Origin of the sequence: Roseiflexus sp. RS-1, assembly GCF_000016665.1 — a bacterium.
GTDB lineage: Bacteria > Chloroflexota > Chloroflexia > Chloroflexales > Roseiflexaceae > Roseiflexus.
The window spans coordinates 4,940,011-4,961,547 of record NC_009523.1; the positions used below are offsets into that span (position 1 = coordinate 4,940,011).

Below are 21,537 nucleotides of genomic sequence, written 5' to 3' on the forward strand. Positions count from 1 at the left end.
TACGGGCACGGTCTGCCGTGCCCCGCCACCCCCCGGAGCGCGCGGGCGACCCGTACGGGCACGGTCTGCCGTGCCCCACCACGCCCCGGAGCGCGCGGGCGACCCCTCCGCGCACGGTCTGCCGTGCCCCGCCACCCCCCGGAGCGCGCAGGCGACCCCTCCGGGCACGGTCTGCCGTGCCCCGCCACCCCCCGGAGCGCGCAGGCGACCCCTCCGGGCACGGTCTGCCGTGCCCCGCCACCCCCCGGAGCGCGCGGGCGACCCGTACGGGCACGGTCTGCCGTGCCCCACCACCCCCCGGGGAGTGCAGGCGACCCGTACGGGCACGGTCTGCCGTGCCCCGCCGCGCCCCTGGGAGCACGGGCAACCCCTCCGGGCACGGTCTGCCGTGCCCCGCCACCCCCCAGAGCGCGCGGGCGACCCGTACGGGCACGGTCTGCCGTGCCCCGCCACCCCCCAGAGCGCGCGGGCGACCCGTACGGGCACGGTCTGCCGTGCCCCGCCGCGCCCCTGAGAGCGTGGTCGAGCCGCTCGCGTTCCCAGGAGAGACGCGAGCAATCACGTAACATGACCTTTTTGTGGTAGATTCTATGCATGCGCACACAGCGCATCCGTTCATCACAGCGATTGATCGGTAAGGTCTTTGCATGTTCGACACGCTCTTCGCTGCCGTCGCTGAAGCCGTATTCAACCTCCTGCTCCAGGAGAGCGGGCTGACCGAACGGGTGCGCGCGGTTCTGCGCATCGATCCCGAACGGCATGGATTTCAGATCGCGCTGGCTCGCGCCTGTACCGATTTCACGCAGCAACATCCGGCATGGGCTGCCGCGCTGTTCGATCAGCACTTTTTGACCCAACCGGAGGTCGTTGAACTGCTGTCCCGGCTGCTCGCCCGGCGGGGGCAACCCGATCCGGCGCGCATGGCTGCATTGTGGGCAGCGCAACTGCACCGCGCCGACCCGACGCACCACGCCCAAGCCGCGACCGTCGCCGCCGACTTCCTGCGCATGCTGGAGGCAGAACTGGATGCGCGACCGGAACTGCGGGCGCTGAGCGAGAGTCGCGATATTGCGGCAGTGAAGGACAACACCGATACGATTGCCGCTGAGATAACCGCGCTCCGCCGCGATTTCGCTGAGGCGTTGCGGTTATTGCAGGCGGCGCTGGCTGCGTTGCCCGCGTTACCTGCCACCCCCAAGCCATCACTCGCCGGGGTGATCGAGCGCTTCATATCCGGCGTCTACACCCCTGCCGATCTCGACCTGCTGCGCGAAGCGTTGCGTGCCGGTCAGATCGCCATTGCAACCGGCGAGCGGGCGGTGAGCCTGGGCGGCAGCGCCGATGGCGCGGTGATCGTGACCGGCGACCACAATCGGATTATCATCCTTCAAGGTCATGCCGCGACCGTTGCCCGTGAACTGACCGCATCACCGCCAAACCCGCCAGCAGTTTACCCGCCCAACCCCTTTACGCCGCTCAGCGGGCGGATCACCGATCCCACGCGCATCTTCGGCCGCCAGCGCGAAGTGCAGCAGGCGCTCGACTATCTCAGATCGGGGAGCAGCGTTGCCTTCATCGGCGACAGCGGCGTCGGTAAGTCGTCGCTGTTGACGCTGCTGAAAGAGCGCGCCGAAACCGAACTGGGGCGAACACCGATCCTGCTCGATATGCAGAAATTGCACAGCGAAGATGACTATTACCAGGCGCTCTGCGAAGAGGCAGGGATCGCTACGGTGAAAGGTGGCTGGAAGTTAGAACGTGCGCTGCGCGGGCGACGCCTGTTGCTCTTACTCGACGAAATCGAAAAGATGACCTGGGACGGCTTCAGTCACAATCTGCGCGCCGAACTGCGCGGGCTGGCTGAAGGCGAGTGTGCGCCCTTCAAACTGGTGCTGGTGGCCCGCTCGCCGCTCGACCGGCTCTTCCCCGATAGCGAACTGAACACCTCGCCGCTGGCCGGTATCTGCCAGCAGATCAATGTGAAGCCCTGGAATAATGCTACTGCGCGGACGTTCATTCAGCAGCGGCTGAGTGGCACGCCGGTGCACTTCAGCGATGGTGAGATCGAGCTTCTGGTGCGCAGCAGCAATGGCCTGCCGTTGCGCCTGATGCAGTCCGCCTTCAACCTGTACCGGACGAAAACAAGTGGTGACGTATGAGCGAACCTGTGCCCCGTCTCGACCTGGCGCCCCGCCTCCGGCGCCGACTGCAACCCTGGAACCCGCTCGATTACCTGCGGCTGTTGTATTGGATCTTCTTCTTCCCGCAGGCGCTGCGCTGGTATGAGCAGACCTTCGCCGATCCGCAGCACCGTGACGTAACCGGACGCGAGGTATGGATGGTCATCCAGCGTGATTCGGTACGGCGCGATCTGGCGCTAATGGGGCTGTTTCTGACCCTGTTCATCCCACCGGCAGTCGCGACTGCGCTGCAAGGGATGGGCGTGTCGATATCCTGGTTCAGCGTGGCGGGCGGCGTGGCGGGCGGCGTGGCGGGCGGCGTGGCGGGCGGCGTGGCGGTCGGCGTGGCGGTCGGCGTGGCGGGCGGCGTGGCGGGCGGCGTGGCGGTCGGCGTGGCGGGCGGCGTGGCGGTCGGCGTGGCGGGCGGCGTGGCGGTCGGCGTGGCGGGCGGCGTGGCGGGCGGCGTGGCGGGCGGCGTGGCGGTCGGCGTGGCGGTCGGCGTGGCGGGCGGCGTGGCGGTCGGCGTGGCGGTCGGCGTGGCGGTCGGCGTGGCGGGCGGCGTGGCGGGCGGCGTGGCGGTCGGCGTGGCGGTCGGCGTGGCGGTCGGCGTGGCGGGCGGCGTGGCGGGCGGCGTGGCGGTCGGCGTGGCGGGCGGCGTGGCGGTCGGCGTGGCGGTACTGCGCCTGCCCGATTACCTGCTGCTGGCGCTGCCGACGTGGTTCATCTGGTCACGGCACACCGTATCACCGCGACCGTGGCTGCCGCGGGTGACGGTCATCCCGATCCCCGGTCTGCGGGCGCGCCTGGAGCGCTGGCTGATACGCGACTGGAGCGTCGGCATCCACAATATCAACCAGATTCTGGCGTACAGCCTTCAGTTCATCCCGGCGGCAGCGGCGGTCAATCGGGCCATGGTCCGCTTGCCGGCAGCGCAGATCATCCCGGCAGCCGCCGAGCTGGCCCGCGATCCTTTTGATTGGGATCTGGTGCGGTTCGGCGCCGTTCCACTGCGTCGTGCGCTCTGGCGTGAAACAATTGATGGCTTTGTTTTACTGCCTTCTCGGATCAAACAGCGCTGGATGGATCGTTTCTCGCTGACCCCAGCGCTGGACACCCCGGCGCGGGCGGTCTGCGCAGGGTTCTGGCATCTTGCGCAGAAGGACGCGCAGCGGGCGGCGCAGGCGTTTGCCGTGGTGCGCGATCTGGCGGGCGGTGAAGCCTGTTACCGGCTGGCACGTGCGCTGGCGCTGGCGCAGCGGTGCAGCAGTTTCGGTGATCTGGCAGCACTGGGCGTAGACGAATCATTCCTGACCGCCACCCAACCGCCGGACGGCGATCCGCTGGCGCAGCGTGAGACGTGGCCCGCACTCGAGCGCCTGCGGCGGGCAGCGCAAGAGGCGCACACGGTGCAGACGAGCGTGTCGCGGGTGGTGCGTTCGCAGGCGCTGAACCGGGCGCTGGCTGAGGTGAACGAGGTTCTGACCGGAATCGAACAGATCCCACGGGCGGAACGGGAACTGGTGCGCGCGATTGCCACGACCTGGCGCGACCTGTTGCTCCATACAACCGCCGAGGTTGGGCAGGCGACGCCGACGCAGCCGGTGCGCAACCCCTATATCATCGGTGATCCGGTGCCCGGAAATAGACTGGTAGGGCGCGACGATGTGTTGCGCTGGCTTGAAGAACTCTGGTACGGCAGCGCCAACCCGCCGTCGGTGGTGATCTTCGGGCACCGGCGCATGGGGAAAACGTCGATCCTGCGCAACCTGGATGGGCGGTTGGGGAGCCGGGTGCATGTTGCGTATGTCAATCTTCTGTTGCTCGGCGATCTGCGCAACGGCGCTGCTGATCTGTTTGTGAAACTGGCTGACAGCATCGCCGATACCCTCCAGCACAAACAGTTACCTGCGCCCCCGATTGACGACGCGGCGTTTGAGCAGCGGCCCGAACTGGCGTTTGAACGCTACCTGAAGCAGGTCAGCGCAATACTAAACGAGCAGCGCCTGATCATCGCGCTCGACGAGTTTGAGCAACTGGAAGAGTGGATCACCAACGACAGACTGCCGACCGACATCCTGAAGACGTTGCGCGGCTACATCCAGATGGACGAACGGATTGCGTTCGCCTTTGCCGGGCTGCACACCCTTGAAGAGATGAGCAGCGACTATTTTCAGCCGTTCTTCGCCAGTGTCATTCCGGTCAAGGTCAGCTTCCTGAGTCGTGGCGCGGTCGATCAGGTGCTGGCGAACCCGCCCGACCCGGAGTTTGCGCTGGATTACGAGCGTGAGGCGCTTGACCATATCTGGGAACTGACCGGCGGGCAGCCGTACCTGGTGCAACTGATCGGGCATCGGCTGGTCAGCCGGTTCAACACACTCTCCTTCGAGCAGGGCAAGGCGCAGGAGCCACGCTTCCGGCGCGCCGATGTCGAAGCAGTGATCACCACCGATTTCTATCACCAGGCGCGCTACTACTTCACCGGTGTGTGGGGGCAGGCGCAGCATGGCGCGCCGGAGCAGCACACCATCCTGCGTTGCCTGGCGCCGCACCCCGATGGACTGCCGCATGCCCGGCTGTGCGAGATCAGCGGGTTGCCGGAGCGCACGGTCGATCAGGCGCTCCAGACACTGCGCCGCCACGATGTGGTGCACGATCACGATGGGCAGTGGCGCTACACCGTCGAACTGTTCCGGCGCTGGGTGGAGATGGGCAGAGGGGGGTGATCTGTTCCCGCGTATGAGGTACAATAGGGCAGCGCTGTTTCCACGTTCCGCCGAGATGCCGGGTGCGCGGGTCTCTGACCCGCCTGTGACGCGAAGGGCGAAGACGTTTGTATACCCAGGGTGCGTTGCGCTGCCATGAAACGCAGCGGCGCAAGATGAAGGCAAGGGCGCAGCGCCGCCATGCCGCTACAAATGTTTTTCATCTCAGGACACATTCTACAACGCCCGATGAAAACGGACCGGGAGCGCGGGCGGCCCACACTTGTCGCGTCTACACAGGCAAGATGCCCGCGCTTCCAGCCTTCCCAGCCTGTTTTCACATCAGGATAACCGACAGGATCACCCTATGAGCCTGGGCACAATGTTGAACACACGCACGATCAGTTATCTTGAACTGATCGGTAACGGGAAACGCTACCGCGTGCCGCCGTACCAGCGCGACTATTCGTGGAATGAGGAGCAGTGGGACGATCTCTGGAACGATATTATCGACCTGCACAACAAGCCCGACAGCTGCCACTACATGGGTGCGCTGGTTGTTCAGGAGGAGAGTGATCGCGATCTGCTGATTATTGATGGTCAACAACGCATGGCCACCCTGAGTATTCTGGCGCTGGCCATCATTGCCCTGCTCAACGAGCGCGTGCACCAGGGGATCGATCCGGATCGCAATCGCGAACGCATGCGCGAGCTGCGCAATCGGTTCATTGGCGAGCGTGATCCAGCCTCACTGATTGAGAGCAGTCGGCTGACGCTTAACGAGACCGACAATCCACTGAACATCGGGCAACGACGCCATCCGACATCTTTACCCTTTTGAAGCCAATCTATGTCGCCGATCAGAAATTCCAGAACGATTTTGCCACTCTTGCCATTCCCACCGGTGGACAACGAAAGAAGATCGTCAAATATATCCTGACCAGACTCGAAAGTCAGCTATCAGGTCGGTTTTGCGATCCTGAAACCGATCCGGCGTCAATCGAGCATATTTTGCCCGAAAATCCAACCCAGGAATGGGAATCATCGTTTCCGCACACGCAGTGGGAAGCGGCTGTTTACCGCCTCGGCAATCTGACGCTCCTTGCCCCCTCGGACAACCGTCGGGTGGGGAATGCGCCCTATCACGAAAAGCGTGCCGTGTACAGCCAGAGCGCCTGTACGCTGACTCGTCAGATTCCCGATATGGCCCCTGAAGAGTGGACACCAGCCCTGCTCGAACGTCGTCAGAAAGAGATGGCGCGGAAGGCGGTCGAAATCTGGCGCATCGACGCAGCAGGGGATTGAAAGTGTGGCGGAAGGGGGCAGGGGAATGTTCACAGGGATAGATTTTCTGGCACGCCCCTGCGTGCCATCTCCCGTTTCGTCCATCAGGACGCCCAAACTCCCCCTTCTCCACGTGTGGGAGAAGGGGGCAAGTGGGGATGAGGGGAGCGTGCCAGATGAGTCGCAGGATTACGCTGCCGCCAGCGCCTCGCGCAGTTTGCCGAGCAGCATCCCTTCCGGCGCCGCGCCTTCGATGTGCACCACATCGTCGATGACAGTGCGGGGAACTCCCATCACTTCGTAGCGCTCGCCGAGTTCCGGGAACTCGGTGACCTCGATGACATCGGCGGTGATCAGCGGGCTGGCATACGCCAGGCGGTGCGCCAGCACGCCAGCGCGCGGGCAGTAGGGGCAGCCAGGTGTGACAAAGACCTGGAGGTGCATCGGTTGCTTCAGTTCGTTCAGGAACGCGCGCGTCGCCGCTTGCAGTTCCACCGAGTCGCTGCCGACCATGCGCAGGGCTTCGAGCAGGGTCACGAATTCGTAGCCGCTGGGAATGCCGTAGAACCGCACGCCGTAGTTCTGCTGATCCTCGCCGCCAAGCACAACAATCGCCGGCGCCTTATCGACCCCCAGTTCCGCCGCGCGCGCAGCGTCCGCCTCCAGATCATAGGTCGCTACGCGCAGCAGCGGGTGAATGCTGGCGACTTCTTCCACCAGCTCGCTGGTGACATCGCACAGTTCGCAGTTGTTCTTGCTGCTGAAAAACGCCATCGTCACCGGTCGCTTCAATCCTTCGTCCAGCTGCTCGCGCACGATCTTCCGATCTTTATCGTTCAAGAGCGCCATGATGCCTGTCTCCTTTTTATAGATGCCGATTTGTTCTGCGGGTATGATGCAACGGGCGCAGGAAACGTTACATCACCCGTGCAACGCTGGCAGGAACACGGTTGGGCTGGAAACGAGCAATGGGCTGTGACTCTTGAACGCCTCGGCATACGCCACGCCGAAAAGTCTGCCGATGTAGGCGTCTTCCGCTTCGTAGAGAGTCAACAACCGGTCATGCCCTTCGACCTTGAAGATCGAACCGTACTCCGCCAGCGCAGCGCGTTTGCGGTCGTAGGTGGCGCTGACATCCACTGCAAAGGCGAAGTCGCGCCCCCACGGCGGTTCCATCTTGCAGTGCGGGTAGAAGAGTCGATCAATTGCCCACGGCGCCGTATCGCCGAGCACGTCACCACCCGGCACACGCTCCCAGTGATCGAGACGCGCATAGAAGACGGCTGCGCTGACCAGACTCCCAACGGCAGCGTGATCAGGGTGGATGCAGGCGTCGGTTGTGGCAAAGACGAGTGACGGACGATGGATGCGGATCAGGCGGGCGACTTCGAACCGCAGGTGAAGCGTGTCGGTGATCAGTCGATCCTGCCCGTCGAGAAAGATGCGATCCGCCCCCAGATGCGCTGCCGCCCGTCGCGCCTGATCGACACGCACTCCCGGCAGCGCAAAATCGCTCGGTTCGCCGTCGCAGAGATCCACCAGCAACACCCGTTTCCCCTGTCCGGTGAGCAGCGCAATCGTGCCTCCCATCTGCACTTCTGCATCGTCGGGGTGTGCGGAGATGACCATGACATCGTATGACATGGCTCGCCCCTTTCCTGTGAATGCCCTGTCTGGTTAAGGTACGATGCAGCGCAAGGTGCAATGGTTACAGCGTGGTATAATGGCGCTTCCTGTCCGGGAGGAGTGAACGGAAAGGAGGTTCGGCGATGGGTGCGTGGTCGGAACTGGATGCAGCGTATCCGCCTGGCGCGCTGACCCCCGGTGCGGCGTTTGTGGCGGCGCTTGCACACCTGCACGGCGCGACGAGCATCTACGACAGTACAGGCGCGCTGATGCGTTTTGTGCCGGATGCCGGTCGTGGACTGGCGCTGGACAACGATCTGATCGAACGGGTCGAGCGCTCATTGAGGCATGTTCCGCTCGATGATTTTCTGCGCGAAGCGCGTGAACGGCTCAACCACGCGCAACGCCGCTGCCTGGCGCTGAATTTGCTCGATGCGACGCTGGCGGCAGGCGCAAGCTCCGCAGTACGCGAGCGCTACCATATGCTGATAGAAGGTCTCGGCATACCGGCTGAGATGATCGAACCATACCGTCCTGCCCTGACACTGAAGAACGATCTGAGCATCTTTCCGCAATAAATGACCATTCCATCGTTGCAGCGCAGCACATTTGCCGCAAGGACGTTCGCGGCGTTACGCTACCGTAACTATCGTCTCTGGTTCTTTGGTCAGATGGTGTCGCTCTTCGGCTCCTGGATGCAGACCACTGCCCAGGGATTCCTGGTGTTCCAGTTGACCGGTTCGCCGGCGTACCTGGGATACGTCGGCTTTGCTGCTGGCGTGCCCGCCTGGGCGTTGACCCTGTATGGCGGCGTGGTTGCCGACCGTGTGCCGCGGCGGACGCTCCTGATTGTGACGCAGATAGCGCAGATGGCGCTGGCGTTCATTCTGGCAGGGCTGGTCTTCAGCGGCATTGTTCAACCCTGGCACATTATCGTTCTGTCGCTGTTGCTGGGGGTCGCCAACGCCTTCGACGCCCCGGCGCGCCTGGCGTTCGTGCGCGAACTGGTCGATAAGGAGGATCTGACGAACGGTATTGCACTCAATGCGACAATGTTCAACCTGGCGACCACGACCGGACCGGCAATGGCGGGCGTCATGTACAACCTGGTCGGACCGGCGTGGTGTTTCATGCTCAACGGTATCTCGTTTCTGGCGGTCATCGGCGCACTCTGGCGGATGCGAATCGCGTCTGGTCCGGTTGCGCCGCGCAATGCCTCCGCGTGGCGCGATCTCCGGGAGGGTCTGAGTTACATCCTGCACGAGCCGGTGGTGCGGACGCTGATCGTGCTGGTTGGGGCGACGAGTTGCTTCGGTATTTCGTTTGCGACCCTCTTCCCGGCGTGGGCGGTGCGCATTTTAGGCGGCGACGCAACAACGACCGGGCTGTTGCAATCGGCGCGCGGTCTGGGCGCGCTGATGGGCGCGTTGCTGATTGCATCGCTTGGTCGCTTTCAGTTCAAAGGGCGCCTGCTCACGGTCGGCACGTTCGCCTTTCCACTCCTGCTGATCCTGATGACCTTCACCAACCGGTTGTGGCTGACTCTGGCGATCCTGGTCGCTTCCGGTCTGGCGGTCATCCTGATCATGAATCTGGCGAATGCGCTGGTGCAGACGTTGACCCCTGATGCGTTGCGCGGTCGGGTGATGGCGGTGTACAGCATGGTTTTCTTCGGCATGATGCCGGTAGGGGCGTTGTGGGTCGGGGTGGTTGCCGAGCGGGTGGGAGAACCGGCGGCAGTGATCAGTGGGGCGCTGGCGGTGCTGGGTGTCGCAGGAGCGATTTTTGTCGCCGTGCCGCAAATTCGGGCGTTGCGGTGATGTTGCACGTTTGACGCTCGAATTCGTCTTTGCGCCTTTGTAAGCATATCGGTCGTTCCGTCGATGACAAAACCGTAAGATCACACCAGGATGATCCATACTATGATAGAAATGGGCGCATTCCTCTTCGCATCACTGCCTCGCCTCCTCGACGTCGCCTCAATCGAAAGGAGGGACTGATGAGACCCGTTGCTCGCATGGTTCTGTTGCTGCTCGTGGTCGTCGCTCTCACGATGTTCATGCCGACGACTCCCGCACAGGCGACCACGACTGCCTCATCACCCCGGATCACGTATGTTGCGCTTGGCAACTCGCTCGGGTTCGGACTATGGGATTTCAGTCGTGGAGGGTACGTGTATCGGTATGGGGCAGCACTGGCTGCCGACACCGGCGCGACCGTTTCGTTGATCAATCTCAGCGTGCCTGGATGGACGAGCAGCGACCTGTTGAATGCGCTGCGCAATCGCTGGACATTTCGTCTGTCAGTCATGTCGGCGCAGGTGGTGACGTGGGACATCGGCGGGAATGACCTGTTGCGCGCCCGCGATCGGTACATCGCCGGTACGTGCGGCGGTCTGGACAACCAGGAGTGCCTGCGTGAGGCAGTGACAACCTTCAGGAGCAACTGGCGCGCTATTGTGCGTGAGATTGCGACGTTGCGCGGCGGGCGCCCGACAGTCTATCGCACGATGGATCTGTACTACCCGTTTGTTGCCCAGGACGCTGCCAGCGGTCGTCTCCCGGTGTTGCTGCCTTATCTCCGGCAGACGAACGACATCATTCGTGCGACCGGATGCGGTGTCAGAGTCGCCAATGTCTACGCAGCATTCAATGGCAGTTATGACGCTCCCCGGCAGCCAGCACTGTACCTCTCATTCGATGGCTATCACCCGAATGCAGCCGGTCATGCGGTCATTGCCGGTCAGCTACGGGCGCTGGGGTACGAACCAGCCATAGCCATACCCGTGTCGTGCTCGTAAGCGTTGCCAGATAGGGGCGTAAGGTGATGGACAGGCGAAGGCGCTGCCTTCGCCTGTCATTGTGCGCTCCGCCAGGAATGAGGCGATCTCCTGCGCAATGATTGCATGCGCACGGAAAGATTTGCGTCGATCGCTGCGCTTCCTCGCAATCATACCACACGCTGCGCTCCCGCACAACGAAAGCGTACTGATAAAGTCTATTGACAATTCGTTGTTGCTATGCTACTTTGCACTGGCGTTTCATCGCATTCTGACGGTATCTGGAAGGGCGGTATGGCGAAACTTGCAATCAACGGAGGCGCACCGGTGCGCACCCGTCCCTGGCCCCGCTGGCCGCAGTGGGATGCGCGGGAAGAGCAGCGAGTGCTCGATGTGCTCCGCAGCGACGATTGGGGCGGGTTCGCGCCGGTGGTTGAGGAGTTCGAGCGCGCGTTCGCGCAGCACCACGGCGCCACCTTCGGCATTGCGGCTGTCAACGGTACGCAGACCCTCGTAGCGGCGCTCATGGCGGTCGGCATCGGTCGCGGCGATGAGGTGATCGTGCCGCCGTACACCTTCATCGCCACAGCATCAGCGGTGCGTCTGGTCGGCGCAACGCCGGTCTTTGCCGATATCGAGGCGGATACCTACAATCTCGATCCGGCTGCGGCGGAAGCTGCAATAACCTCGCGCACACGGGCGATCATTCCGGTCCACTTCGCCGGTCAGGCGGCGGATATGGATCGCCTGACGGCGCTGGCGCAGCGTCACGGTCTGATCCTGATCGAGGATGCCGCCCACGCGCACGGCGCATCCTGGCGCGGTCGGATGTGCGGATCGCTTGGCGATGTCGGTTCGTTCAGTTTCCAGAGCAGCAAGAATATGACCGCTGGCGAGGGTGGGGCGCTGACAACGAACAACCGGGCGCTCGCCGATGCCATCCGCAGCCGGGTCAACCAGGGGCGCGCGATTGGCGGCGCCTGGTATGAGCACCCGAATCTGGGCACGAATATGCGTCTGTCTGCCTGGCAGGCGGCTGTGCTCCTGGCGCAACTGGAGCGTCTCGATGAACAGACCGACCGGCGCATGGCATGTGCGCGCCGTCTGAATGCGTTCTTCGCCGAAGTTGAGGGCATTCAGCCGATGCGCTGGGACGAACGCGCGGACCGGCACGCCTTTCATCTGTACATGGTGCGCTACGATGAACATGCCTTTGGCGTGCCGCGCGATCTGTTCGAACAGGCGCTGGAAGCCGAGGGTATTCCGTGTTCGACGGGGTATCCCTTTCCGCTCTACCGGCAACAATCGCTGGGAGCGGAGTTTGCGCGCGCCACTCATTGCCCGAATGCCGAACAGGCGTGTCGTGAGGCGATCTGGCTGCCGCAGTGGCTGCTGCTTGCCGATCCGCACGAGATGGAAGATGTCGTCGCTGCGGTGATCAAAATCCGCGATCATCGGGATGAACTGCACTATGCTGCTTCCCTCTGATCAGTATCCGAAACTGCGCGCCATCGATATTCGCCAGGTGATGCACGACGGTCAACCGTCGCTGTTGCTGCGCGATCCGCTCCAGATTTCGGATCGCTTCCTGGTGATCTCACACGGTCTCGGTCCGGCGCTGTTGTTCTGCGATGGAAAGCACAACCGTGCGGCGATTGCCGGTAAGTTGCGCTCTGTCTTTGGTCTGCCGGTCGATGTGTCGCTGGTGAACAATCTGGTCGATGCGCTCGACGAGGCGTTGCTGTTGGATAACCTGCGCTTCAAGACGGCGCAGGCGCGCGCGCTGGCTGCCTATCGCGCCGCGCCGTTTCGCCAACCGGCGCTCGCCGGACAGTCGTACCCCGCCAATCCGGCGGACCTCCGGCGCCTGCTCGATGGCTATGTCGCTGCGGTTGGTCAGGTGACGCCAGCGCCGCCGACCGGTCGCGGCGTGCTCAGTCCGCACATCGACTATGAACGTGGCGGGCGGGTGTATGCGCAGGTCTGGCAGCGGGCAGCAGAGATGGTGCGCGCCGCCGAGATTGTGATCCTGATCGGCACGGATCACTACAGCCCTGAACCGATCACGCTCACACGCCAGCGCTATGCAACTCCGTTTGGTGTGTTGCCGACCGATGCTGCAATCGTTGACGCGCTGGCGCATGCGCTCGGTGAAGAGGCAGCGTTTGCGGGCGAGTTATACCATCGTGTCGAACATTCGCTCGAACTGGCGGCGGTATGGTTGCAGTATGTGCGCGGCAATCCGCCCTGCCCGGTCATTCCCATTCTTGTCGGTTCCTTCGCGCGCTACATCGGCGGCGAAGACCCGGCGACCGATCGGCGTCTCGAAGCGTTGATGACAGCACTGCGACAGGTTATGGATACACGCCGCACGCTGGTGGTGATCTCCGGCGATATGTCGCACGTCGGTCCGGCATTCGGCGGCGCGCCGCTGAGCGAGTCCGATAAAGCGGCGCTCCGTCGCTCGGATGAACAGGTGATCGACCGCATGCGCGCCGGTGATGCCGCCGGTTTCTTCCGGGTCATCGCCGATACGGGCGATCGTCAGAATATCTGCGGGTTGCCGCCGACCTATGTGGCGCTTCGGTTGATGGGCGCGGTCGAAGGTGAACTGGCGGGCTATGCGCAGTGCCCGGCTGATGACGAGGGAACATCAGTTGTGTCGATCTGCGGGATGGTGTTTGGGTGAGAGGGTTGAAGGTTGGAAGGTTAGAGGTTGGAAGGTTGCGGGTTGAAAGTTGCGGGTTTGGCAGGCATTGCGCGTTGTATGGTACAGGTGGAAAATCAGTTCCTGGTTCCCGGTTCTCAGTTCCCGGTTCTCGGTTCTCAGTCCTTGGTTCTCAGTCCTTGGTTCTCAGTTCTTGGTTCGCAGTTCTTGGTTCTCAGTTCTTGGTTCTCAGTTCTTGGTTCTCGGTTCCCGGTTCCTGGTTCTCAGTTCCCGGTTCTCAGTTCTCGGTTCTCGGTTCTTAGTTCTTGGTTCTTAGTTCTTGGTTCTTAGTTCTTGGTTCTTAGTTCTTGGTTCTTGAAAACAAGATCGATGCGGAACATACGACCCATTATCTGGATCTCTGCTCTTCTCCTGGCGTTGACGGGATGTGCCGGGTTGCCGCTGCCGGGGATCGGCGGCGCGCTCCCTACGGTTGAACCACTACCGACTCTTCCCCTGACCGACACGCCTGCCATCGAGGTGACGCCGGTTGCAGCGCAACCCTCGCCGGAAACGACGCCCACCGCCGAAGCAACGCCGGTTGCAGCGCAACCCTCGCCGGAAACGACGCCCACCGCCGAAGCAACGCCGGTTGCAGCGCAACTCTCGCCGACAGTCGCCGAACCTGTTGCGGACACCGTCACACCCCTGCCTTCGCCGATGGCGACCGACATGATGCCCACTGCCACCGCTGGTCCGACGGAAGAGCCGCTCTATCTGCAACCGTCGCCGATCCCTGGATTGCCGACCGCAGCGCCGCCAACTGCCACACCAACGCCAAGCCCGACGCCGACTATGACGCCTGTTTCCCCGCCAACCCCCGATGTATCACCAACCTCCACGGCGACCCCCACCTACCCGCCGGTGCCGATCGTGTCGTCGCTGCGTGGCACGGTGACAAATCCTGGCAATGTGCGCGCCGATCCGAATGTGAGCGCGTCACCCGTTGATCGGGTGAACCAGGGTGAAGAGGTGCAGCTTCTTGGACGCAGCGACAATGGACGCTGGTATCTGGTGCTGACGGTACGCGGGGTGGCCGGTTGGGTGAGCGCTGCGCTTCTGAGCGTACCGCCTGAAACTGCGGCTCAGGTTCCGGTCAACCCCGACATCATCCTGCCAACCCCGCCCGGCGGTGCGCCGTAGGAATACGGGCGAGGCCGCCTGGCGACTGAAGTCGCGGCTGGCAGGCAGGAAGCCCGCCTGCGCGGGCTTCAGGGGGCGCATCCCGTTCGCCGATAGATAAGCCCGCCGGGCTTCCGCGCGTGGGGCGGCTGGATGGGTGAGCGCTGCGCTTCTAAGCGTACCGCCTGAAACTGCGGCTCAGCCGGGCGACTGAAGTCGCGGCTGGCAGGCAGGAAGCCCGCCTGCGCGAGCTTTAGGGGGCGCATCCCGTTCGCCGATATGCAAGCCCGCCGGGCTTCCGCGCGTGGGGCGGCTGGATGGGTGAGCGCTGCGCTTCTAAGCGTACCGCCTGAAACTGCGGCTCAGCCGGGCGACTGAAGTCGCGGCTGGCAGGCAGGAAGCCCGCCTGCGCGGGCTTCAGGGGGCGCATTCCGTTCGCCGATAGATAAGCCCGCCGGGCTTCCGCGCGTGGGGCGGCTGGATGGGTGAGCGCCGCGCTCCTGAGGCCGCCGGGCGACTGAAGTCGCGGCTGGCAGGCAGGAAGCCCGCCTGCGCGGGCTTCAGGGGGCGCATCCCGTTCGCCGATAGATAAGCCCGCCGGGCTTCCGCGCGTGGGGCGGCTGGATGGGTGAGCGCTGCGCTTCTGAGCGTACCGCCTGAAACTGCGGCTCAGGTTCCGGTCAACCCCGACATCATCCTGCCGACCCCGCCCGGCGGTGCGCCGTAGGAATACGGGCGAGCTGGCCGCCGGGCGACTGAAGTCGCGGCTGGCAGGCAGGAAGCCCGCCTGCGCGGGCTTCAGGGGGCGCATCCCGTTCGCCGATAGACAAGCCCGCCGGGCTTTCACGTCTTAGCACACCGAGTCGCATCACTGTTTCGAGTATCGGAACGACGAACATTCCCCCTCTCGAGCACTGCTGGAGAGGGGGAATGGAGTGAGAGAAAGGCTTCAGGATGTGATCAGATCGTCGCCGTCAATTCCGGACGAACCGTTTCGTACTTTTTGGAGTAGTCGCTCATTCCCTGGGGAGCGATGTTGACAAGATCGGAATACCCCAACCGTTTCAGGAAACTGACGACAGCGCTGGCGCGTGTGCCGCTCTCACACACTGCCACGATAGTGCGATCGGCGGGCAGTTCACGCCAGCGCTGTTTGATCTCGCTCAGCGCAATCAGGCGGACGTCGGTGCTGCCGTTCGGAATTACGCCTTTTTCCCACTCGAACGGCTCACGCACGTCCAGGATGACCGCATTGTGGTCTTGGACGTAGCGATGGAGCGTGTCCAGATCGCCAGTTGCAATCTGTTCGACTGGCAACCCGCTCGACAGCCAGGCGCTGACCGGTTCCTGAACATACCCGGCGACGGTTATTCCTTCCTCAACCAGCATCTGCGCCGCTTCCTGCGCAATCAGCGGAATATCACCGATAATGATCAGCGAGTCATCAGGAGCAAACAGTTTTCTGGCGCGCTCCACCAGGTTACTCTTGTTGAACATGAGATTGATCGCACCGGCTGGATGCCCTGCGGCGAATGCAAGCGCCGGTCGTAGATCGACAATGAATGCGCCGCGCTGCGCCGCCTCGAATGCCTGCTGGAGCGAGAGCGCCGGAACTTCGGTAAACTGGCGAAGACGGTGACGCCGATCACCGGTCGCAATCTCCTCAGGAAGAGGCAACACACCACGATTCGTATTGCGGTGGATCAGGACCGACTCGACCGCTTCACGCGGCACAACGCCGCTGAGAGATATGAACTCGTGCACATCGCGCGCCTGCAACATCCAGTTGAAGCGACGCTCGAACCCGATGGTGCTGACCGGCTTGCCGCTCATCTGCTTGCCGCCGCACGCCGAGCCGCCGTAGTGCGCCGGATAGATCTCGCAGTAGTCGGGCAGTTCGAGCAACCGCTGAATGCTGGTGTAGATCACCTCCGGTCCTGCAAGCGGCAGGTTCACCAGGTCGGTGCGCGCCACATCGTTGATGAACAGCGAGTCGCCGGTCAACACCATCCAGGGTTCACTGGCGCGCGGTGTATCGATCACCGCATACGCCATATGCTCTGGTGTATGCCCCGGCGTATGGATCGCCCGGATAATAATGTTGCCGATCCGGATCTCATCGCCGTCGCGCACGCGCGTGTGCGGGTAGTGGACTGAAGCGCCGGTGATGTCGTTCTCAATGTCGTCGCGGCTCGGCGCATAGATCAGCGCGCCGGTCAATGCCGCCAGCGCCCGCCCGGTCGAAAAATAATCGGCGTGGAAGTGCGTCTCGATAATCGCGGTAATGCGGAGTCCCCGGTCGGCGGCTGCTACCAGATACTCTTCAGGCGGCAACCCCGGATCGACGATCGCACACTCGCCGCTTTGAATGCACCCGATCAGGTACGACGCCGCCGAGATCGACTCGTTGAGGAACTGACGAAAGATCATGGCATCCTCCTTGATGTCTCACATGCGCCCGCGCAGCATGCCGTTCCAATACATAGCCGGTAAACCATAGGCTTTCAGCGCATACATGCTATAGCGTTCCTTCGACTGATCGAACGGGAACGACTCCTTCGGCGTCAACTGGTAGTCGAACTCGGCAAGGATCAGGCTGCCATAGCCGGTCACCAGCGGGCAGGAGGTGTATCCATCGTAGACAGCCTCGAGTGGTCGCCCATCCATTGCTGCGAGCAGATTTTCCACCAGCACCGGCGCCTGTTTGCGAATAGCAGCGCCAGTCTTCGATGTTGGCAGGTTGCTGCAATCGCCAAGCGCGAAAACATTGGGATAACGCACGTGCTGCAACGAGAATTGATCAACCTCGACCCAACCGGTCGAAGCGGCGAGTTTGCTCTGCTTGATAACATCCGGGCTGCTCATCGGCGGCGTGACGTGGATCATATCATAGCGCACTACGGTGTGATCGCCGCTCGCCAGATTCTGGAAGACCGCTTCCTTCCGGCGATGATCGATCTCGACCAGCTCGTGCTGGAAGTGCGTTTCGATCCCTTTGCGGCGGCATACGGCAGAGAGGGCGTCGGCATATTTTTTGACCGAGAAGATGCCGCCGGTTCCGGAGTAGAACTTGATAGTGCTTTTGTTGCGCACGCCAGCGCGGCGGAAGTGATCATCGGCGAGGTATGCGATCTTCTGGGGCGCGCCGCCGCACTTGATTGGCGTCGATGGTTGGGTGAAGACCGCAACGCCTCCCCTGAACGAGCGAATGTTGTCCCAGGTGCGATCCACCGTTTCGTAGGAGTAGTTGCTGCACACGCCGTTGCGCTCCGCCAGCGCCTCGCGCAAGCCCTTCACTCTGTCCCAATCGATCTGGATGCCGAGCGCCGCCACCAGGTAATCGTAGGTGATGGTGTCGCCATTCTTGAGAACGACCTGGTTCTGATCCGGATCAAACGCAGTGACGTACTCCTGGATCCACGTCACGCCAGCCGGAATGTAGTCCGCTTCCTGACGCATCGACTCTTCCTTGGGGAAAACCCCGCCACCGAACGAGTGTCCAGAGCGGCTGGTAGAAATGGTGCGCGCTCGGCTCGATAAGGGCAATCCGGGATGGGTCAATCGCACTGACCAGGTGGGCGGCGACGGTCAATCCTGCTGTGCCGCCGCCAGCAATCACGATGGGGTAATGGGATGGCATCGGGGACCTCCTCAGACACTGGTTTTGCAACGGCTTCCAAACGACTTCGCAAAAGCAAGGAAAAAGCCGAGGGCGCGCTGGACGTCCGGATCGCCCATAGCGCGAATCAACCCAAAGAGCGAAGTGGGTCGAGCAGTACAGACGCTCTCTTCCAGCGATTGGGCAGCGTTGCTGATAACTGCAACTGCCGCGTCTTCGAGGACGTTCGAGTCGATCAGCGCCTTTGCCGCGTGCAATCCTCTTCGTCCCAAATGCTCGATATCGATGCCCGCTTCACGCAGACGCATCACCAGTTCGTCGCCGGTGTCCACCATTGCGGCGACAGCGCCCGGCGCCTGCCGGACAAGCGCACCCAACGTGGGCAGCATCTCCACCAGCGTATGGAGCGTCTCCATCGATTGCGGCGCAGTCAGTTCGGCGAGGAGCCGGAGCGTCTCTTTCGTCCGCTCGTCGATATTGATACCGGATCGCGTCAACTCGTGCATCCATCCATCGACGGTGTCGGTCATCATGCCCACCATGGGCAACGTCTGCTGAACGAGCGCTTCGTAGTGGTCGAAGCGTTGCTCCATACGTTCAAGTCGGTCCAGGATGAGTGTGAGCAACTCAGTCGTTCCCTCGCCATTCGGTGTCGAGGTATGACCGTTGCCCGACGGCGCTGTAGCGCGTTGTGTGTGGCTGGTCAGGGTTTTCATCGCTCCGGTGCTCCTTTGCATGGTCTGGTGAGGCCAGCAGCCTCGCCGGTTGCAGTGCAGCGCACCGGCGACACTCTGACACGCAGGTGTCCGCCGGGCGCGCGATGCCGTCATCGTCGCAAGGGCGACAGGTTCTGACGGCGCCGGGTTCTGATCGTCTTCGTTCGCCGGATCGCCTCGCCGTTGTCTGTGTTCATCGTTCTATGTCTGGCATTCTGTGCGGAGAGCAGCGTGTTTAGTATACAGAACGGGCGCTATCTCTGGTATACTTTTCTTATTATTGTTTGCATAGGTTAAAGTTATGATTTGCCTGTGCAACGACTATCGCGCGGATTGCCGCGTATGCGTGCGCCGCAACGCATCCTTACCTTCAACGACGAGGCGCGCCTTTCTCTTCTCCGCAGCTTCGTATTTCGTCAGGTAGCCCATGTTGACATTGCAGAAACTCGAACTCTTTGTCTATGTGGCACAGGCAGGGAGCATCAGTAAGGCAGCCGACCATTTCCTGATGTCACAGCCGAACGTGAGCCAGCATATTCAGGATCTGGAAGCCGGATTTGGCGAACAATTGCTGATCCGAAAGCATCGGGGAGTTACGCTCACTCCCGCCGGAGAAACGCTCCTCCAGTATGCGCAGGAGATCTTCAGGTTAGTGGCAGAGGCGAAACTGGCGATCACCAATGTGTCACAATTGAGCAGCGGCAGTCTGGCGCTGGCGGCAACGCCTGGCGTTGGCATTTATGTGCTGCCGGAGTGTGTGGAACAGTTCCGCGTCCGTTATCCTCAGTTTACGGTGTCGATCAAGACGGGTACGACTGCTGAGGTGATCAATCTCCTGACCGAAAGCCAGTGCGAGGCGAGTTTTATCGAAGGCGAACTGGACGGCATTCGTCTGCCGTCGCGCTTCGGGGCGCTGGTGCTGGATACAGTGCAGCAGTACATTGTCGTCGGTCAGGCGCACCCGTGGTGGACGGTCTCATCGCTGAGCATTCAGGCGCTCCATGATCAGCCGGTGATCCTGCGGCAGATCGGCAGCCAGAGTCGGGCGTGGCTCGATAAACTGCTGAAGGAGCGCCATATTCGCCTGCGATACGTGGGTGAGTTCGACAATCCGGAGACGATCAAACGCGCGCTCCTTGCGGGAAGCGCATTTGCCATCCTGCCCGCCTATGTGGTGCGTCACGAAGTAGACCTGGGGGTGCTGCGTCTGTTGCCGCTGACCGATTGCGAGTTGCAGCGTCAGTTGAAACTGATCTGGAACAAAGAGTGGCCCCTCTCACCGATCACCTACGCCTTTTTGCAGCACCTGACCGATCAGTATCCTGCAATTCACGCTGCGCTCACCATCTCCAGGCGTCATTTGAGGGCGAATAGAACACTTGGGCGATAGTGGGAAACCGGCATCGGGGCGCCCCGCTCACAGGAATAGATGTTTTGCCCCTGCGTGCCATCTCACGTTTCAGGCATCAGGACGCTAAAAACCTCCTTCTCCCTGTGTGAGAGAAGGGGCAGGGGGGATGAGGGGCAAAAGGCGCGGGAATGCAGAAAACCACATCATCATGCGGGCCCCGGAGTGGCGTCCATCGCCTCTTCCTGGTTGAGCAGCCCGCCGGTTGCGTCGAATGCGGGCTGAAAGCCCGCGCACCCTGGCTCTGGCGAGCAGCCCGCCAGTCGTGCCCGATGTGGGCTGGAAACCCGCGCACCCTGGCAATTCAGGCAGGATGCTGGGGGAATAGAGAGTAGACCGAAATTCATTTCGGTCGCCGTGTGGGGGGCGCGATTCTGGGAGCGTTCAACCTCATCTAATTGACTCAACCTCTATGGGAACTGCTATAGATGCGAGATGGCATCCAGATCTGGCATAAGAACGTGCTACGATCGTCTCCGCCGCAGCAGGAGAATGCCGGGCTATTTCAGCATCGCTGCCAGCGTGTAGATAAAGCCCATAGCGCCGAGCATCGTAAAAAAGCCTCCAAATCCAAGTAAGGCATATGGTACCACCCATGCTTCCCACGAATCGATCAATGCCAGCTGTGGCGTTTGCGGGTCGTAACGTACCTTGACGACATCACCGATGCGGTGTATCGGCGGATTGCCGCCAGACCTGCCCTCGAAGCGAATAACGTCTCCTCTGAACGTGCGAAACTCCACGACCGGGTAGTAGATCGTTTCTTCTTCGTTATCGTCATCTGAGGTTTCAGTACGTGCGATAAAGTCGACTACCCTGCCCTCCGTTAGAAGCATTGCGGCGATCTGGTTCTGGGTCGAGTTATACACATACGTTCCCAGGAACAGGAAACCTGATCCAATGACAAGCACAACCAGTCTGACCAGAAGATCGCGGATGCGATTGGTAGAGCGTGCTTTCGCGTTCAATTGCTTTCCTCCGTGCTGTGGTACAGCGGCATCTGGCGCTCACACAAGAAAAGCCTGCGGAAGAAACCGGTAAGGGCGGGGCGCGGCGGCGCTCTCATTTGTCGGGCGCTCAGGCATCGGTGTCAGGCGTTGTTGAAGATACAACCGGCTTCTGCTCCGATGCGGCTCCGCTACCAATCGTCGGCAGGAGAACCGATGCCGCTCCTCCTTCCTGGATTATTATCGCAATGGCAGGAATACGTGTCAACGCAGATCCGCAGCTCGAGCGCGCCGCGATGGTGTGTGCTGGCGAGGTGGAGCGTCGGGATCGCGCTGGCGCAGTGCTGTGATTGGCCGGTGTTGTGGCAGCGCTGGCTGTCCATCGGCACAGTGTGAAATCCCTTCAGGAACAGGTTGTTTGAGAAGCCCCTGCGTTCCTTCTCTCGT

At 62.1% G+C, this 21,537-nt stretch carries 16 protein-coding genes and 1 pseudogene; 11 read left to right on the top strand and 6 right to left on the bottom strand.

What is annotated here, in order from left to right; translation table 11 throughout:
• Positions 1 to 647 precede the first annotated feature (647 nt).
• The 4 genes from ROSERS_RS24415 to ROSERS_RS26520 all read left to right on the top strand — a co-directional run bounded on the left by ROSERS_RS24415 (position 648) and on the right by ROSERS_RS26520 (position 6,187).
• A complete protein-coding gene (locus ROSERS_RS24415; protein WP_049767549.1) occupies positions 648 to 2,159 on the top strand; it encodes an AAA family ATPase in 1,512 nt (503 codons plus the stop codon).
• Positions 2,156 to 4,903 (top strand): AAA family ATPase, encoded by a 2,748-nt coding sequence (locus ROSERS_RS26245; protein WP_011958638.1) that lies wholly within the window; start codon positions 2,156 to 2,158, stop codon positions 4,901 to 4,903. Before ROSERS_RS24415 ends, ROSERS_RS26245 begins: the two co-directional genes overlap by 4 nt.
• A gap of 346 nt (positions 4,904 to 5,249) precedes the next feature.
• The gene (locus ROSERS_RS26515; RefSeq protein ID WP_041334189.1) at positions 5,250 to 5,723 is read left to right on the top strand and encodes a DUF262 domain-containing protein; all 474 of its coding nucleotides are present in this window, start codon (positions 5,250 to 5,252) and stop codon (positions 5,721 to 5,723) included.
• Positions 5,720 to 6,187, top strand: a complete 468-nt coding sequence (locus tag ROSERS_RS26520; RefSeq protein WP_041334192.1) for an HNH endonuclease family protein — start codon at positions 5,720 to 5,722, stop codon at positions 6,185 to 6,187. Before ROSERS_RS26515 ends, ROSERS_RS26520 begins: the two co-directional genes overlap by 4 nt.
• 168 nt (positions 6,188 to 6,355) lie before the next feature.
• Here ROSERS_RS26520 and pdo read toward each other — a convergent pair whose 3' ends face one another.
• The gene (gene pdo, locus ROSERS_RS20350) at positions 6,356 to 7,015 is read right to left on the bottom strand and encodes a protein disulfide oxidoreductase (RefSeq protein ID WP_011958639.1); all 660 of its coding nucleotides are present in this window, start codon (positions 7,013 to 7,015) and stop codon (positions 6,356 to 6,358) included.
• 72 nt (positions 7,016 to 7,087) lie between these two features.
• Positions 7,088 to 7,810, bottom strand: coding sequence for a PIG-L family deacetylase (locus tag ROSERS_RS20355; protein WP_011958640.1), 723 nt, complete (start codon positions 7,808 to 7,810; stop codon positions 7,088 to 7,090).
• 125 nt (positions 7,811 to 7,935) lie between these two features.
• Here ROSERS_RS20355 and ROSERS_RS20360 point away from each other — a divergent pair, with 125 nt between their 5' ends.
• The 6 genes from ROSERS_RS20360 to ROSERS_RS20385 all read left to right on the top strand — a co-directional run bounded on the left by ROSERS_RS20360 (position 7,936) and on the right by ROSERS_RS20385 (position 14,421).
• Complete coding sequence (locus ROSERS_RS20360) at positions 7,936 to 8,370, top strand: hypothetical protein (RefSeq protein WP_011958641.1); 435 nt, start codon at positions 7,936 to 7,938, stop codon at positions 8,368 to 8,370.
• The gene (locus ROSERS_RS20365) at positions 8,371 to 9,612 is read left to right on the top strand and encodes an MFS transporter (protein WP_011958642.1); all 1,242 of its coding nucleotides are present in this window, start codon (positions 8,371 to 8,373) and stop codon (positions 9,610 to 9,612) included. It abuts the gene before it with no gap.
• Between the two features lie 179 nt (positions 9,613 to 9,791).
• Entirely contained in the window at positions 9,792 to 10,592 is an 801-nt protein-coding gene (locus tag ROSERS_RS20370; RefSeq protein WP_011958643.1) for an SGNH/GDSL hydrolase family protein, read from the top strand.
• Between the two features lie 273 nt (positions 10,593 to 10,865).
• Positions 10,866 to 12,059, top strand: coding sequence for a DegT/DnrJ/EryC1/StrS family aminotransferase (locus ROSERS_RS20375; RefSeq protein WP_011958644.1), 1,194 nt, complete (start codon positions 10,866 to 10,868; stop codon positions 12,057 to 12,059).
• Entirely contained in the window at positions 12,043 to 13,260 is a 1,218-nt protein-coding gene (gene amrB / locus ROSERS_RS20380) for an AmmeMemoRadiSam system protein B (RefSeq protein WP_011958645.1), read from the top strand. The genes ROSERS_RS20375 and amrB overlap by 17 nt, the downstream gene beginning before the upstream one ends.
• A gap of 348 nt (positions 13,261 to 13,608) precedes the next feature.
• Positions 13,609 to 14,421 (top strand): SH3 domain-containing protein, encoded by an 813-nt coding sequence (locus ROSERS_RS20385; protein WP_011958646.1) that lies wholly within the window; start codon positions 13,609 to 13,611, stop codon positions 14,419 to 14,421.
• Between the two features lie 939 nt (positions 14,422 to 15,360).
• Here the strand turns inward: ROSERS_RS20385 and ROSERS_RS20390 are convergent.
• The 3 genes and pseudogenes from ROSERS_RS20390 to ROSERS_RS20400 all read right to left on the bottom strand — a co-directional run bounded on the left by ROSERS_RS20390 (position 15,361) and on the right by ROSERS_RS20400 (position 18,735).
• Positions 15,361 to 16,830: an MBL fold metallo-hydrolase gene (locus ROSERS_RS20390; protein ID WP_011958647.1), complete on the bottom strand. Its 1,470-nt coding sequence runs from the start codon at positions 16,828 to 16,830 to the stop codon at positions 15,361 to 15,363.
• A gap of 18 nt (positions 16,831 to 16,848) precedes the next feature.
• Positions 16,849 to 18,040: pseudogene (locus ROSERS_RS20395) on the bottom strand (FAD/NAD(P)-binding oxidoreductase).
• A gap of 11 nt (positions 18,041 to 18,051) precedes the next feature.
• Positions 18,052 to 18,735, bottom strand: coding sequence for a DUF1641 domain-containing protein (locus tag ROSERS_RS20400; RefSeq protein ID WP_011958649.1), 684 nt, complete (start codon positions 18,733 to 18,735; stop codon positions 18,052 to 18,054).
• Between the two features lie 427 nt (positions 18,736 to 19,162).
• Here ROSERS_RS20400 and ROSERS_RS20405 point away from each other — a divergent pair, with 427 nt between their 5' ends.
• The gene (locus ROSERS_RS20405) at positions 19,163 to 20,125 is read left to right on the top strand and encodes a LysR family transcriptional regulator (RefSeq protein WP_011958650.1); all 963 of its coding nucleotides are present in this window, start codon (positions 19,163 to 19,165) and stop codon (positions 20,123 to 20,125) included.
• 518 nt (positions 20,126 to 20,643) lie between these two features.
• Here ROSERS_RS20405 and ROSERS_RS20410 read toward each other — a convergent pair.
• Entirely contained in the window at positions 20,644 to 21,111 is a 468-nt protein-coding gene (locus tag ROSERS_RS20410) for a DUF3592 domain-containing protein (RefSeq protein ID WP_011958651.1), read from the bottom strand.
• Between the last annotated feature and the right edge of the window lie 426 nt (positions 21,112 to 21,537).

Bases quoted from the DNA above. Each gene is read 5' to 3' on its own strand.
- ROSERS_RS20370 (WP_011958643.1), top strand. From the start codon at position 9,792: ATGAGACCCGTTGCTCGCATGGTTCTGTTGCTGCTCGTGGTCGTCGCT.
- ROSERS_RS26515 (WP_041334189.1), top strand. From the start codon at position 5,250: ATGAGCCTGGGCACAATGTTGAACACACGCACGATCAGTTATCTTGAA.
- ROSERS_RS20385 (WP_011958646.1), top strand. From the start codon at position 13,609: ATGCGGAACATACGACCCATTATCTGGATCTCTGCTCTTCTCCTGGCG.
- ROSERS_RS20390 (WP_011958647.1), bottom strand. From the start codon at position 16,830: ATGATCTTTCGTCAGTTCCTCAACGAGTCGATCTCGGCGGCGTCGTAC.
- ROSERS_RS20365 (WP_011958642.1), top strand. From the start codon at position 8,371: ATGACCATTCCATCGTTGCAGCGCAGCACATTTGCCGCAAGGACGTTC.
- ROSERS_RS24415 (WP_049767549.1), top strand. From the start codon at position 648: ATGTTCGACACGCTCTTCGCTGCCGTCGCTGAAGCCGTATTCAACCTC.
- ROSERS_RS20375 (WP_011958644.1), top strand. From the start codon at position 10,866: ATGGCGAAACTTGCAATCAACGGAGGCGCACCGGTGCGCACCCGTCCC.
- ROSERS_RS26245 (WP_011958638.1), top strand. From the start codon at position 2,156: ATGAGCGAACCTGTGCCCCGTCTCGACCTGGCGCCCCGCCTCCGGCGC.
- ROSERS_RS20405 (WP_011958650.1), top strand. From the start codon at position 19,163: ATGTTGACATTGCAGAAACTCGAACTCTTTGTCTATGTGGCACAGGCA.
- pdo (WP_011958639.1), bottom strand. From the start codon at position 7,015: ATGGCGCTCTTGAACGATAAAGATCGGAAGATCGTGCGCGAGCAGCTG.
- ROSERS_RS20400 (WP_011958649.1), bottom strand. From the start codon at position 18,735: ATGAAAACCCTGACCAGCCACACACAACGCGCTACAGCGCCGTCGGGC.
- ROSERS_RS20360 (WP_011958641.1), top strand. From the start codon at position 7,936: ATGGGTGCGTGGTCGGAACTGGATGCAGCGTATCCGCCTGGCGCGCTG.
- ROSERS_RS20355 (WP_011958640.1), bottom strand. From the start codon at position 7,810: ATGTCATACGATGTCATGGTCATCTCCGCACACCCCGACGATGCAGAA.
- amrB (WP_011958645.1), top strand. From the start codon at position 12,043: ATGCTGCTTCCCTCTGATCAGTATCCGAAACTGCGCGCCATCGATATT.